Source organism: Cellulosimicrobium sp. NPDC030954 (genome assembly GCF_055571305.1).
This window is the reverse complement of record NZ_JBVIFN010000004.1, coordinates 318,582-331,643: the sequence shown is the minus strand read 5'-3', so window position 1 is coordinate 331,643 and position 13,062 is coordinate 318,582. Positions and strand designations below refer to the sequence as shown.

Below are 13,062 nucleotides of genomic sequence, written 5' to 3'. Positions count from 1 at the left end.
CGCGTCACGACGCCGGGACGAGGTCAGGAGGTAGAGGGTGCCCCGGGTGGGATTCGAACCCACACTGGATCGGGTTTGAGCCGAACGCCTCTGCCGGTTGGGCTACCGGGGCGGTGCGCGGCGGGGCCGGTCACCGGGTCCGCAGCGCGTGCACCATCGAACCACACGTGCCCGCCTTCACGAGAATCACACTCCTCCGAGGGCGAAACGCGGGGGCGGCAGGGGGTACGGCGCACTACAGTGAACCCCGTGAGTGACCAGACAGCGCAGCCCGAGGACAAGCAGCCGCTCGACCTGCCCCCGATGATCGAGCCCGAGCCCGCCGCGACCCCCGCCCCGTCGGGCCGTCCCGCGCGCCGCGCGGTCGTCGCCGAGGACGAGGCCCTGATCCGTCTCGACGTGGTCGAGACGCTGCGCGACGCCGGGTTCGATGTCGTCGGCGAGGCCGGTGACGGCGCGACGGCGGTGAAGCTGGCGCTCGAGCTCAAGCCCGACGTCGTCGTCATGGACGTGAAGATGCCCGAGCTCGACGGCATCTCCGCCGCGGAGCAGATCGGCAAGGCGCACGCCGCGCCGGTCGTCCTGCTGACGGCGTTCTCGCAGGCGGAGCTCGTCGAGCGGGCGCGCGACGCCGGGGCCATGGCCTACGTCGTCAAGCCGTTCACGCCGGCGGACCTGCTGCCCGCGGTCGAGATCGCGATCTCGCGCTACTCGCAGATCACGGCGCTCGAGTCCGAGGTCGCGGACCTGGCGGAGCGGTTCGAGACGCGCAAGCGCGTGGACCGTGCCAAGGGCCTGCTCATGACCAAGATGGGCCTGTCGGAGCCGGAGTCGTTCCGCTGGATCCAGAAGACGTCCATGGACCGCCGCCTCACCATGCGCGAGGTCGCGGACGCCGTCATCGAGCAGGTCGGCGGCGCCTGAGCCCGCATCGGCGACCGATCGGCCGTGGCCGGGTGTCCTGAGCAGGACCTTTGTCACGGCGCCCCGGGCGGGCTATCGTCTTGGACTGGCGTCCAGTAGTTCCCGGGGCGGTGGACACGCGGTCGCCACGTAGTGCTCAGTCGACGGCCGACGGCGCCGTCCGAGCGACGTGGAACCATCTCACCCCCCACGTCCCTCGGTGCCGTCGGTCCCACGGTGCGAACGAGGAGGAGCGCGGTGCGCCCAGCAGTGGAGGTCAGGCCCGCGGTCGGTGACGACCTGCCGGGGATCGCTGTGCTGTGCTCGGAGGCTCGACGCGAGTCGGCGTCCGGGGCCCAGATCTGCGCGCCCGACGAGGACCGTCTGGTCCGGCACCTGTCGGTGCTGCTGACGCTGCCGGGCGGCAACGTCCTCGTCGCCCTGCACGACGGCCGCCCCGTCGGGTTCGTGCTGGCGCGCGTGCTCGACCCGCACTTGTTCGCCGACGAGCCGAGCCTGTACGTCGAGGCCGTCTACGTCGGCGAGGACGCCCGCCGACGCGGCGTGGGTCACGCGCTGCTCAGCGCCACGGCCGACCTCGCCGCCGGCGCCGGCGCGACGCACGTCTACTCGGTCCCGATCCCCGGCTCGCGCGGCGTCCAGCGCTTCCTCGCGCGCCTCGGCTTCGGCCCCGTCGCGGGCCACCGCGTCGTGTCGACCGCGGTGCTGCAGCGCCGCCTCGCGGCCGACCTCACGCCCACCCGCCGGGGCGCCCGGTCCCTGGAGGACCTCATCGCGCGCCGTCGTCGCGCCCGGACCGAGACGATGTCCGGACCGGTCGACCTGCGCGAGTTCCAGGCGGAGTACCGCAGCCGCAGCGGCGTCGTGACCCCGGTCGAGGCCCGCGAGACCCTGCCCGGCTGAGCCGGCGGCCGCCCGCCTGCCGGGCGCACCCGGCGGGCGGACGCCCGCGACGTCGTGGTCAGTCCAGGCTGAGGATCATGCACGTGAGGCGCGCCGTGCACACGCGACGACCCTCGTCGTCGGACACCACGATCTCGTAGCTCGCCGTCGTGCGGCCCCGGTGGACCGCGACGGCCTCCCCGTGGACCCAGCCGTCGCGCACCCCGCGGTGGTGCGTCGCGTTGACCTCGATCCCCACCGCGGCACGCCCCTGTCCGCCGTGGAGCTGGGCGGCGATCGAGCCGAGCGTCTCGGCGAGCACGACCGACGCACCCCCGTGCAGGAGACCGGCGGGCTGGGTGTTGCCCGCGACGGGCATGCGGGCGGTGACCCGGTCGGCGCTCACGTCCTCCAGCTCGATGCCCATGCGCTCGATGAGCGTGCCCGCGGTGCGCAGGCCCATGGCCTCGTAGGCGTGGCGCGGGGCCTCGGGCGCGCCTGTGGCGGCGGGCGCGGGCGCGGTGGGGTCGGTGGTCCGGTCGGGGCCGTGCGTGTCGGTCATGGACTGTAGGTTGGCACCCGTGACGACCTCCGCGCGACCTCGCCTCCTGCTCATCGACGGACACTCCATGGCCTACCGGGCGTTCTTCGCGCTCCCGGCGGAGAACTTCTCGACGACCACGGGGCAGCACACGAACGCGGTGTACGGCTTCACGTCGATGCTCATCAACCTCCTGCGGGACGAGGAGCCGACGCACGTCGCGGTCGCGTTCGACGCGGGGCGCCAGTCGTTCCGCACCGAGATCCTCCCGAGCTACAAGGGGACGCGCGAGTCCTCGCCCGAGCCGTTCCGCGGCCAGGTCCCGCTCATCAAGGAGATCCTCGAGACGCTGCACATCCCGACGCTCGAGCGCGAGGGCTACGAGGCGGACGACATCTTCGCGACGCTCGCCACCCAGGGCGCGGACGCCGGGATGGAGGTCCTCGTCTGCTCGGGCGACCGCGACTCGTTCCAGCTCGTCGGCCCCGACGTCACGGTGCTCTACCCGAAGAAGGGCGTCTCGGAGCTCGCGCGCATGGACAGCGCCGCCGTCGTCGAGAAGTACGGCGTGCCGCCCGAGCGATACCCGGACCTCGCCGCCCTCGTCGGGGAGACGTCGGACAACCTGCCGGGAATCCCGGGCGTCGGTCCCAAGACGGCCGCCAAGTGGATCACCGCGTACGGCGACCTCGACGGCCTGCTGGACCACGCCGACGAGATCAAGGGCAAGGCGGGGGAGAACCTGCGCGCGCACCTCGACCAGGTCCGCCTCAACCGGCAGCTCAACGCGCTCCTGCGCGACCTCGAGCTGCCCGTCGGCCCCGACGACCTCGCGACGCGCCCGTGGGACCGCGAGGCGGCCCACCGCGTGCTCGACGCCCTGGAGTTCCGCGCCCTGCGCGACCGGCTCTTCGCGATCGCCCCCGAGGGCGAGGTCGAGACGGAGGCCGGGTTCGACGTCGAGCTCGCCGACGTGCTGCCCGGCGGGCTCGGTGCGTGGCTCGCCGAGCACGGCGCCCGGCGCCTCGGGATCGAGGTGGCCGGCAAGGCGGTGCCCGGCGGCGGGGACGCCTGGGCGCTCGCGGTGTCCGACGACGCCGGGGCGGCCGTCGCGCTCGAGCTCGCCGACGTGGCGGGCGCCGACGACGAGGCGCTCGCCGCCTGGCTCGCCGACCCGGAGCGGCCCAAGGTCGTGCACGGCGCCAAGTCCGCGTGGCACGAGCTCGCGGCGCGCGGCTACGACCTCGCGGGCGTCACGTTCGACACCGAGCTCGCCGCCTACCTGTGCCACCCGGACCAGCGCGGCTACGACCTGGGCGACCTCGTGGTGCGCCACCTGCACCGCGAGCTGCGCCCCGACACGGAGGCCGGCAACGACGTCCAGGGCGCGCTCGACCTCTCGCTCGACGGGAACGGTGAGCAGGAGCGCGACGCCGTGCGCGCGCTCGCCGTCGCCCAGCTCGGCGACGTCCTCGCGGGCGAGCTCGAGGACCGCGACGCCACCACGCTCCTGGCCGACCTGGAGCTCCCGCTCTCCCAGGTGCTCGCGCGCATGGAGCAGCGCGGCATCGCGGCCGACGTCGAGTACCTGCGCGAGCTCGAGCAGCACTTCGGCGACCTCGTCGCGACCGCCGCCTCGGAGGCGTACGCGGTCATCGGGCGCGAGGTGAACCTGGGCTCGCCCAAGCAGCTCCAGGAGGTGCTGTTCGACCAGCTCGGGATGCCCAAGACGAAGAAGATCAAGACGGGCTACACGACCGACGCGTCGGCGCTCGCGGACCTCTTCGTCAAGACGCAGCACCCGTTCCTCGAGCACCTGCTCGCGCACCGCGACGCCTCGCGCTTGCGCCAGACGGTGGAGGGGCTGCTCAAGTCCGTCGCGGACGACGGGCGCATCCACACGACGTTCCAGCAGACCATCGCGGCGACGGGACGCCTCAGCTCGACCGACCCGAACCTGCAGAACATCCCGATCCGCACGGAGGCGGGCCGGCGCATCCGGCGCGCGTTCGTGGTCGGCGAGGGCTACGAGACGCTCGTGACCGCCGACTACAGCCAGATCGAGATGCGCATCATGGCGCACCTCTCGGGCGACGAGGGGCTCATCGAGGCGTTCCGGTCCGGCGAGGACCTGCACTCCTACGTCGGCTCACGGGTGTTCGAGGTGCCGGCCGCCGAGGTCACGCCCGCGATGCGCGCGAAGATCAAGGCGATGTCCTACGGGCTGGCGTACGGTCTCTCGGCGTTCGGGCTCTCCCAGCAGCTCACCATCGAGGTGGGCGAGGCGCAGAAGCTCATGGACGACTACTTCGAGCGCTTCGGCGGCGTGCGCGACTACCTCACGGGCGTCGTCGACGAGGCGCGCGCCACGGGATACACGGCGACCATCCTCGGGCGCCGCCGGTACCTGCCCGACCTCACGAGCGACAACCGGCAGCGTCGCCAGATGGCGGAGCGCATGGCCCTCAACGCACCCATCCAGGGCAGCGCGGCCGACATCATCAAGGTCGCGATGCTGGGCGTCCAGCGGGCGATCGACGAGCGCGGGCTGCGCTCGCGGCTGCTCCTGCAGGTGCACGACGAGCTCGTGGTCGAGGTCGCCCCGGGCGAGCGCGACGCCGTCGAGGACGTGCTGCGCACGCAGATGGGCGCGGCGGCGGACCTCGACGTGCCGCTGGACGTGTCGGTCGGCGTGGGCGCGACGTGGCACGACGCGGGGCACTGACCCGGGCTCGTCAGCCCGGGAGGCGCGTGCGGAAGATCGCCGTCCCGGGCAGGTAGGCGCCGCGGACTGGCCCCCAGCCGCCCCACACCTCGGTGTTGGCGGCCGGCCACTCGGGCTCGACGACGTCGCGCAGCTCCAGCCCTGCGGCGACCACCTCGCGTACGTGGTCGCCCAGCGTGCGGTGGTACTCCGCGTAGACGACGCGGCCGGCGTCGTCCGTCTCGACGTACGGCCGCCGGTCGAAGTAGGAGCGGTTCGCGGTGAGCCCGTGCGCGCTCGGGTCGTCGGGGAAGGCCCACCGCGTGGGGTGCGTGACGGAGAACGTCCACGTGCCGCCCGGCCGGAGCACCCGGGCGACCTCGCGGTGGACGGCCTCCGCGTCGGGGACGAACGGGATCGCGCCGAACGACGTGAACGCGACGTCGAACGTGTCGTCCGCGAACGGCAGGCGGCGCGCGTCGGCCTGGACGGCCGGCACCCGGACGCCCGTCGCCCGGTCGAGCGCCTTCCCCGCGGCGAGCATGCCCCGCGAGACGTCCGTCGCGACCGCGCGGGCACCCTGCGCGACGAGCCAGCGCGAGCACTGGGCAGCCCCCGCCCCGACCTCGAGGACGCGGAGACCGGCCACGTCGCCGAGCAGGTGCGCGTCCCGCTCGCGCAGCCCCTCCGGGCACCAGCAGAAGTCCGCCGCGCCGAGGAACGCGCCGTGCTCGTCGAGGTACTCGGCGGCGTTCGCGTCCCACCACCCGCGCCCGGCGCGGCCGCCCTCGGCGGCGGGCACGTCCCGGTAGCCGGCGTCGGCCGTCGGGCCGGGCGGGGTGACGTCCGGGACCGGGACCTGCGGCGGCACGGGGGCGGGGGTCGCGCTCATGCCGGCCATTCTCCCGGGCGTCGCCGCTTCCGGGCACCGTGGGGCGCCGCACGGCCCGGACGGGCGGGACCTTGGTCGCCGGCGTGCCCGAGGACCGGGACGGGCCGTGACCCACGCCGCGGGGTTGACTAGGGTTGAGGGCGACGCGGTGCCGCGGAGGTCGGCACCTCCGTCGACGCCGGGCACGCGCGCGAGGACGCGCGACGCGACGACGAGACGGAGGAAACAGGTGCGCATCGGACTTCTCACCGGCGGAGGCGACTGCCCCGGCCTGAACGCGGCGATCCGGGCCGTGGTCAAGCAGGGGACGGGGGAGTACGGGCACACCATCATCGGCTTCCGCAACGGGTGGCGCGGCGTGGTCGACGGCGACGTGCACCCGCTCGGGCGCCAGGACATCCGCAACGTGCTGCCGGTCGGCGGGACGCTGCTGGGCACCGCGCGGTTCCACCCGCGCGAGGAGGACGGCAGCATGGACGCCGTCCTCGCGACGGTCGAGGCCGAGCACCTCGACGCCCTCATCTGCATCGGCGGCGACGGCACGCTGCACGCCGCGAGCCGCGTCGCCGAGGCGGGCGTCAAGATCGTCGCGATCCCCAAGACGATCGACAACGACGTCGAGGGGACGGACCTGTCGATCGGGTTCCACACCGCGGTGAACATCGCGACCGAGGCCCTCGACCGTGTGCACACGACGGCGGAGAGCCACAACCGCGTCATGGTGGTCGAGGTCATGGGCCGCCACGCCGGGTGGATCGCGGTCAACGCGGGCATCGCGGGCGGCGCCGAGGTCGTCCTCGCTCCCGAGGAGCCCTTCGACATCGACCAGCTCGTGAAGTTCCTGCGGCACCGGCACCGGGCGCACGCGAACTTCTCGATCGTCGTCGTCGCGGAGGGCGCGGTCCCGCGCGAGGGGTCGTCGATGGAGTTCACGCAGCAGCTCGGCCGCTTCGGCGAGATCGTCGCGGGGTCGATCGGCGAGCGGGTGAGCGCGGAGATCGCGGAGCGCACGGGGTTCGACACGCGGCTCACGGTCCTCGGGCACGTGCAGCGCGGCGGGGAGCCGACGCCGACCGACCGGATCCTCGGGAGCCGGTTCGGGGTCGCGGCCGTCGACGCGGTGAGCGCGGGGACGTCGGGCGTGATGACGGCGCTGCGGGGCGAGCGCGTCGAGCTCGTGCCGCTCGCGGAGGTCGCCGGCCGGCCCAAGCGCGTGCCCGAGGAGCTGCTGCGCGTCGCGCGCGTGCTCGCCTGACGCGACCCGGGCGGACGGCGGGGGGGTCTCGGTCGTCGCGTTGACCACCGGGGTGACACCCGGATAAGGTGGACGGCGGTGCGTTGCGCCTGCCTTCGTCCCGGACCACGACGCCGACCATGGCGTCACCCGGTCCACGGACCAGCGGCAGCGGCGCGCCGAGAACCCTACCCGCTCGACTACACCTGTCCGCATCGGAGCATCGAACTCAATGACCATCTCTACCCCCGCGAAGTCCGCACCCCAGGTTGCCGTCAACGACATCGGCACCGAGGAGGACTTCCTCGCCGCCGTTGACGCGACCATCAAGTACTTCAACGACGGCGACATCGTCGAAGGCACGATCGTCAAGGTGGACCGCGACGAGGTCCTCCTCGACATCGGCTACAAGACCGAGGGCGTCATCCCCTCCCGCGAGCTGTCCATCAAGCACGACGTGGACCCCGGTGAGGTCGTCAACGTCGGCGACGCGGTCGAGGCCCTCGTCCTCCAGAAGGAGGACAAGGAAGGCCGTCTGATCCTGTCCAAGAAGCGCGCCCAGTACGAGCGCGCCTGGGGCACGATCGAGAAGATCAAGGAGGAGGACGGCGTCGTCACCGGCACCGTCATCGAGGTCGTCAAGGGTGGTCTCATCCTCGACATCGGCCTCCGCGGCTTCCTCCCGGCCTCCCTCGTGGAGATGCGTCGCGTCCGCGACCTCCAGCCGTACGTCGGCAAGGAGATCGAGGCGAAGATCATCGAGCTCGACAAGAACCGCAACAACGTCGTCCTCTCGCGCCGTGCCTGGCTCGAGCAGACGCAGTCCGAGGTCCGCTCCACCTTCCTGCAGACCCTGCAGAAGGGCCAGGTGCGCCCCGGTGTCGTCTCCTCGATCGTCAACTTCGGTGCGTTCGTGGACCTCGGCGGCGTCGACGGCCTCGTGCACGTCTCCGAGCTGTCCTGGAAGCACATCGACCACCCCTCCGAGGTCGTCGAGGTCGGCCAGGAGGTCACGGTCGAGGTCCTGGACGTCGACTTCGACCGCGAGCGCGTCTCGCTGTCGCTGAAGGCGACGCAGGAGGACCCGTGGCAGACGTTCGCCCGGACCCACGCGATCGGTCAGGTCGTCCCGGGCAAGGTCACCAAGCTCGTCCCGTTCGGTGCGTTCGTGCGCGTCGAGGACGGCATCGAGGGCCTCGTGCACATCTCGGAGCTGGCCGTGCGCCACGTCGAGCTGCCGGAGCAGGTCGTCAACGTCGGTGACGAGGTCTTCGTCAAGGTCATCGACATCGACCTCGAGCGTCGTCGCATCTCGCTCTCGCTCAAGCAGGCCAACGAGGGCGTGGACCCGGAGTCGGACGACTTCGACCCCGCGCTCTACGGCATGGCGGCCGAGTACGATGAGCAGGGGAACTACAAGTACCCCGAGGGCTTCGACCCGGAGACCAACGAGTGGCTCGAGGGCTTCGAGACGCAGCGCGAGGCCTGGGAGGCGGAGTACGCCAAGGCCCACGAGCGCTGGGAGGCGCACCGCAAGCAGGTCGCCGAGGCCGTCAAGGCCGACTTCGACGCCGCGTCGGGCGACTCGGGCTCCTCGAGCTCGTCGTCCTCGAGCAGCACGTCCTACTCGTCGGCCCCGGCCGCCGAGGCCACGGGCACGCTCGCGTCGGACGAGGCGCTCGCCGCGCTCCGCGAGAAGCTCACCGGCAACTGATCTCCTGACGCCCTCCGCCGCTCCGGCGGAGACGTCGCAGGTCGCAGAATGGCCCGCCACCCCCAGGGTGGCGGGCCATTCGCCGTTCCCGACGTACAGGGACCGTGCCGAACAGGTGGTCCTGGTCCGTCAGCGGCCGTGGACGAGCCGGGAACACCTGTTCGGCGGTCCGGGATCGCCTGGTGGGCGATCCGGGCCGTCAGGCCGTGGCGGTCACCGGCTCGGCCGGCGCGGTGGTCGGGTCGAGGTCCGACGGCGTGGGCCTGTCCGCGAACTGCGTCCGGTAGAGCTCGGCGTAGCGCCCGTCGCGGGCGAGCAGCTCGGTGTGCGTGCCCGTCTCGACCACGTGCCCCGCGTCGAGGACGACGATGAGGTCCGCCTCGCGCACCGTGGAGAGCCGGTGCGCGATGACGAGCGACGTGCGCCCGCGCAGCGCCTCGGCGAGAGCGGCCTGGACGGCGGCCTCGGAACCGGAGTCGAGGTGGGCCGTCGCCTCGTCGAGGACGACGAGCTGCGGCGCCTTGAGGAAGACGCGCGCGATGGCGAGGCGCTGGCGCTCTCCGCCGGACATGCGGTATCCCCGGTCGCCGACGACGGTGTCGAGCCCCGACGGCAGCGCGGCAACGACGTCCCACACGTGCGCGCGCCGCAGCGCGGCCTCGAGCTCGGCGTCGGTCGCGTCGGGCTTGGCGTACCGGAGGTTCTCGGCGATCGAGTCGTGGAAGAGGTGCGCCTCCTGCGTGACCACGCCGACGGCGTCGTGGAGGCTCTCCTGCGTGACGTCCCGCAGGTCGCGCCCGGCGATCCGCACGTGCCCGGAGGTCGGGTCGTACATGCGGGTGACGAGCTGTGACACGGTCGTCTTGCCCGCGCCGGACGAGCCCACGAGCGCGACCATCGCCCCCGCGGGGACCGCGAAGGTGACGTCGCGCAGGGTGTCGGTCGTGGGGTCGGTCCCCTCGACGGCGACGGACTCGAGCGAGGCGAGGGAGACCTCCGAGGCGCTGGGGTAGCGGAACGTCACCCCGTCGAGCTCGAGGCTCGCGCCGTGCCGCTCGATGTCGTCGGCGAGGTCGTCGGCGTCGGGCGCGTCGGTGACGGTGGGCTCGAGGTCGAGCACCTCGAGCACGCGCTCGAAGCTGACGAGCGCGGTCATGACGTCCACCTGGACGTTGGACATGGCCGTCAGGGGGCCGTAGAGGCGCCCGAGGTAGGCGGTGAGCGCGACGACGGTGCCGACCGTCAGCGAGCCCGAGATCGCCATGACGCCGCCGAGCCCGTAGACGATCGCGACGGCGACGGAGGCGACGACGGTGAGGCCGACGCGGAAGACCGTGCCGTACATGGCCTGCTTCACGCCGATGTCGCGCACGCGGCTCGCCTGGTCGGCGAACCGGGACGACTCGCGGGCGGGGTCGCCGAAGACCTTGACGAGGTGGGCGCCCGCGACGTTGAACCGTTCGTTCATGGTCTGCGCAGCCTCCGCGTTGAGCTCGTAGCTCTCGCGCGTGATCGCGGCGAGGCGCTTGCCGACCCAGCGGGCCGGCAGCACGAACGCGGGCAGCAGGGTCAGGGCGAGGAGCGTGAGCTGCCAGGACATGGAGAGCATGGCGGCGAGGACGAACACGACGGTGAGGAGGTTCGAGAAGACGTTCGAGAGCGTCGACGTGAACGCCTGCTGGGCGCCGAGGACGTCGCCGTTGAGCCGCTGGACGAGCGCCCCGGTCCGGGTGCGGCTGAAGAAGGCGAGCGGCATGCGCTGCACGTGGTCGAAGACGGCGGTGCGCAGGTCGACGATGAGGCCCTCGCCGATGCGCGAGGAGAACCACCGCTGGGCGACGCCGAGCGCGCCCGAGAGCACCGCCAGCCCGGCGGCGACGGCGGAGAGCGCGACGACGACGCCGACGTCGCCCGCCGTGATGCCGTCGTCGATGATGCGCTGGAACAGCAGCGGCGTGGCCGCGCCCGCGGCGGCGTCGACCGAGATGAGCACGAGGAACGCCGCGAGCTGGCGCCGGTAGGGCCGGGCGAACGTGAGGACGCGTCGGATCGTGCCGCGGTGCAGCCGACGGGACGCGACGGAGGAGTCCTGGCGGAACGAGCGCATGCCGCGCCCGCCGCCGGAGCCGGGAAGGGGTGAGGTGAAAGACATGGGGCCTCCTGGGTGGGGGAGGGGCGCGGTCGTCTGCGGCGGTGTGGCGGCCGGCGAGCGCGGCCGGCTGGGGGCGGACGCGAGGACCGCTCGCGCGAGAGCGATAGTGAGTCTAACTCACAATGAGCAAACTCCACAAGACCTCGCGCGCCCGGTACGCTCGGCCTCGTGACGAGCGATGCGAGCGCGCGCCCCGCGCGGGGCGCGGAGGGCGGCCTGACCTCCACGGACGAGGCGGGCGAGTTCCTCTCGCTCCTGCACGCGGCGCTCCGGAGCGTGCGGCGCGAGGCGAGCGAGCGTGCCGAGCCGGCAGGGACGACCCCCGGCCAGTACCGGATGCTGCGCTTCCTCGCCCGCTGCGACGAGCCCTGCCGGCTCGGCGCGGTCGCGTCGGCGCTGGACGTCGCGCCCCGCTCGGTGACGTCCAAGGTCGACGACGCCGAGCGGGCCGGGCTCGTCCGGCGCACCCCAGACCCGCACGACCGGAGGGCGACGCTCGTCGCGCTCACCCCGCGGGGGCGGGAGGTCGTCGCGCAGGTAGGAGCGGAGCGCTCGTCGAGCGCCGGCACGCTCCTCGCGCGCCTCGACCCCGCGGAGCGCGCCGAGCTCCTGCGGCTCCTGCGCGCCGTCGCGGGGGAGCGGCCGGACGGTGCGCACGCCGGCGACCGGCCGAGAGGTGGCACGGGCGCGCACGACTGAGCCGCGGCGCGAAGGTCGACCGTCCCGGCGCGAGGTCGCCCACCGGCTGGCAGGATGGGGCGCATGTTTCGCATCGGCCTGACCGGAGGAATCGCGGCGGGGAAGTCCGTCGCGCTCGCACGCTTCGCCGAGCTCGGCGCCGTCGTCGTGGACTACGACGCGCTCTCCCGGGACGCGGTCGCGCCGGGGACGGTCGGCCTCGACCAGGTCGTCGAGGCGTTCGGGCCGGGCGTCCTCGACGGTGGCGGCGCGCTCGACCGGACCGCGCTCGGCCGGGTCGTGTTCGGCGACGCCGCAGCGCGCGAGCGCCTCAACGCGATCGTCCACCCGGAGGTGCGCCGGCTCGCGGCCGAGCGCGAGGCCGCCGCCGGCGCGGCCGACCCCCGGGCCGTCGTCGTGCACGACATCCCGCTGCTCGTCGAGACGGGCGACCCCGCGCGGTTCCACTGCGTCGTGGTCGTGCACACGCCCGCGGACGTCCGGGTGGGCCGGATGGTCGAGGGTCGCGGGCTGAGCGAGGACGAGGCCCGCGCCCGCCTCGCCGCCCAGGCCGACGACGCGTCGCGCCTCGCCGCGGCGGACGTGACCCTCGACGGTTCCGGCTCGCCCGAGGCGCTGCGGGAGCAGGTCGACGAGCTCTGGGCACGGGTGCGTGCCGAGGTCGACGCCGAGGTCCAGGCCGAGATCGAGGAGCACGAGGCGTGACCGTCCTCGTCAGCGGGTTCGAGCCGTTCGACGGCGCCGTCGCGAACCCGTCGTGGGAGACCGCCTCGCGGCTCGCTGAGCGCGGGGAGGAGCTCGTGGGCGATCGGGTGGTCGCCGTCCGGCTCCCCGTGACCTTCGCGGGGGCGTGGCCGGTGCTCGACGCCGCGATCCGCGAGCACGACCCCGACGTGGTCGTGGCGCTCGGCCTCGCGAGCAGTGCGCCGGGCGTCCGCCTCGAACGGGTTGCCGTGAACGTGCGCGACGCACGGATCGCCGACAACGCAGGCGCGCAGCCCGTCGACGTCCCCGTCGTCACCGGTGCGCCCGTCGGGTACTGGTCGACGCTCCCGCTCAAGGCGTCTCTCGCGGCGATCCGCACGGCGGGTGTCCCTGCAGGGGTGTCGAGCACCGCCGGGACCTACGTGTGCAACGACGTCTTCTACGCGCTCATGCACCACTGGGGCGCCGGGCCGGGGCGGCGTGCCGGGTTCGTCCACGTCCCCGACGCCGACGTGGTCCCGGTCGAGGACCAGGTCGCCGCGGTGGCCGCGGTCGTGCGGCACGCGCTCCTCGGCACCCCCGAGCCGGCCCTCGCGGCCGGCGCGGAGAGCTGAG

General features: G+C 73.4%; 11 protein-coding genes and 1 tRNA gene. 8 read left to right on the top strand and 4 right to left on the bottom strand.

The genetic code is table 11. The features are described from left to right. Nucleotides 1-38: 38 nt before the first annotated feature. A tRNA-Leu gene (locus ACZ402_RS11345) sits at nucleotides 39-112 on the bottom strand. A gap of 191 nt (nucleotides 113-303) precedes the next feature. On the opposite strand from ACZ402_RS11345, the gene ACZ402_RS11340 reads away from it, so the two are divergent. Further along, nucleotides 304-924, top strand: coding sequence for an ANTAR domain-containing response regulator (locus ACZ402_RS11340; RefSeq protein ID WP_053370758.1), 621 nt, complete (start codon nucleotides 304-306; stop codon nucleotides 922-924). 237 nt (nucleotides 925-1,161) lie between these two features. Next, nucleotides 1,162-1,827, top strand: coding sequence for a GNAT family N-acetyltransferase (locus ACZ402_RS11335; protein ID WP_375823770.1), 666 nt, complete (start codon nucleotides 1,162-1,164; stop codon nucleotides 1,825-1,827). A 58-nt stretch (nucleotides 1,828-1,885) separates the two neighbouring features. On the opposite strand, the gene ACZ402_RS11330 is transcribed toward ACZ402_RS11335, so the two are convergent. Beyond that, nucleotides 1,886-2,269 (bottom strand): hotdog fold thioesterase, encoded by a 384-nt coding sequence (locus ACZ402_RS11330; protein WP_375823817.1) that lies wholly within the window; start codon nucleotides 2,267-2,269, stop codon nucleotides 1,886-1,888. A 97-nt stretch (nucleotides 2,270-2,366) separates the two neighbouring features. Between ACZ402_RS11330 and polA the strand changes: the two genes are divergently transcribed. Beyond that, nucleotides 2,367-5,072: a DNA polymerase I gene (gene polA, locus ACZ402_RS11325; protein ID WP_375823769.1), complete on the top strand. Its 2,706-nt coding sequence runs from the start codon at nucleotides 2,367-2,369 to the stop codon at nucleotides 5,070-5,072. 10 nt (nucleotides 5,073-5,082) lie between these two features. Here polA and ACZ402_RS11320 read toward each other — a convergent pair whose 3' ends face one another. Then, the gene (locus ACZ402_RS11320) at nucleotides 5,083-5,943 is read right to left on the bottom strand and encodes a class I SAM-dependent methyltransferase (RefSeq protein WP_375823767.1); all 861 of its coding nucleotides are present in this window, start codon (nucleotides 5,941-5,943) and stop codon (nucleotides 5,083-5,085) included. 229 nt (nucleotides 5,944-6,172) lie between these two features. Here ACZ402_RS11320 and ACZ402_RS11315 point away from each other — a divergent pair, with 229 nt between their 5' ends. Both ACZ402_RS11315 and rpsA read left to right on the top strand, forming a co-directional pair. Next, nucleotides 6,173-7,198 carry a 6-phosphofructokinase gene (locus ACZ402_RS11315; RefSeq protein WP_204541848.1) on the top strand — a complete coding sequence of 342 codons (1,026 nt, stop codon included), beginning with the start codon at nucleotides 6,173-6,175 and terminating at the stop codon, nucleotides 7,196-7,198. A gap of 211 nt (nucleotides 7,199-7,409) precedes the next feature. Further along, nucleotides 7,410-8,891: a 30S ribosomal protein S1 gene (rpsA, locus tag ACZ402_RS11310; protein WP_375823766.1), complete on the top strand. Its 1,482-nt coding sequence runs from the start codon at nucleotides 7,410-7,412 to the stop codon at nucleotides 8,889-8,891. Between the two features lie 199 nt (nucleotides 8,892-9,090). Here the strand turns inward: rpsA and ACZ402_RS11305 are convergent, their stop codons facing one another. Beyond that, nucleotides 9,091-11,043 carry an ABC transporter ATP-binding protein gene (locus ACZ402_RS11305; protein WP_375823764.1) on the bottom strand — a complete coding sequence of 651 codons (1,953 nt, stop codon included), beginning with the start codon at nucleotides 11,041-11,043 and terminating at the stop codon, nucleotides 9,091-9,093. Between the two features lie 168 nt (nucleotides 11,044-11,211). Between ACZ402_RS11305 and ACZ402_RS11300 the strand changes: the two genes are divergently transcribed. The 3 genes from ACZ402_RS11300 (at nucleotide 11,212) to ACZ402_RS11290 (ending at nucleotide 13,061) form a co-directional block, all read left to right on the top strand. Further along, nucleotides 11,212-11,742 (top strand): MarR family winged helix-turn-helix transcriptional regulator, encoded by a 531-nt coding sequence (locus tag ACZ402_RS11300; protein ID WP_375823763.1) that lies wholly within the window; start codon nucleotides 11,212-11,214, stop codon nucleotides 11,740-11,742. 63 nt (nucleotides 11,743-11,805) lie between these two features. Then, nucleotides 11,806-12,447: a dephospho-CoA kinase gene (coaE, locus tag ACZ402_RS11295; RefSeq protein WP_375823762.1), complete on the top strand. Its 642-nt coding sequence runs from the start codon at nucleotides 11,806-11,808 to the stop codon at nucleotides 12,445-12,447. Then, entirely contained in the window at nucleotides 12,444-13,061 is a 618-nt protein-coding gene (locus tag ACZ402_RS11290; protein ID WP_375823761.1) for a pyroglutamyl-peptidase I, read from the top strand. Before coaE ends, ACZ402_RS11290 begins: the two co-directional genes overlap by 4 nt. Nucleotide 13,062: the final 1 nt, after the last annotated feature.

Bases quoted from the DNA above. Each gene is read 5' to 3' on its own strand.
- ACZ402_RS11340 (WP_053370758.1), top strand. From the start codon at position 304: ATGATCGAGCCCGAGCCCGCCGCGACCCCCGCCCCGTCGGGCCGTCCC.
- ACZ402_RS11330 (WP_375823817.1), bottom strand. From the start codon at position 2,269: ATGGGCCTGCGCACCGCGGGCACGCTCATCGAGCGCATGGGCATCGAG.
- polA (WP_375823769.1), top strand. From the start codon at position 2,367: ATGGACTGTAGGTTGGCACCCGTGACGACCTCCGCGCGACCTCGCCTC.
- ACZ402_RS11320 (WP_375823767.1), bottom strand. From the start codon at position 5,943: ATGAGCGCGACCCCCGCCCCCGTGCCGCCGCAGGTCCCGGTCCCGGAC.
- rpsA (WP_375823766.1), top strand. From the start codon at position 7,410: ATGACCATCTCTACCCCCGCGAAGTCCGCACCCCAGGTTGCCGTCAAC.
- ACZ402_RS11305 (WP_375823764.1), bottom strand. From the start codon at position 11,043: ATGTCTTTCACCTCACCCCTTCCCGGCTCCGGCGGCGGGCGCGGCATG.
- coaE (WP_375823762.1), top strand. From the start codon at position 11,806: ATGTTTCGCATCGGCCTGACCGGAGGAATCGCGGCGGGGAAGTCCGTC.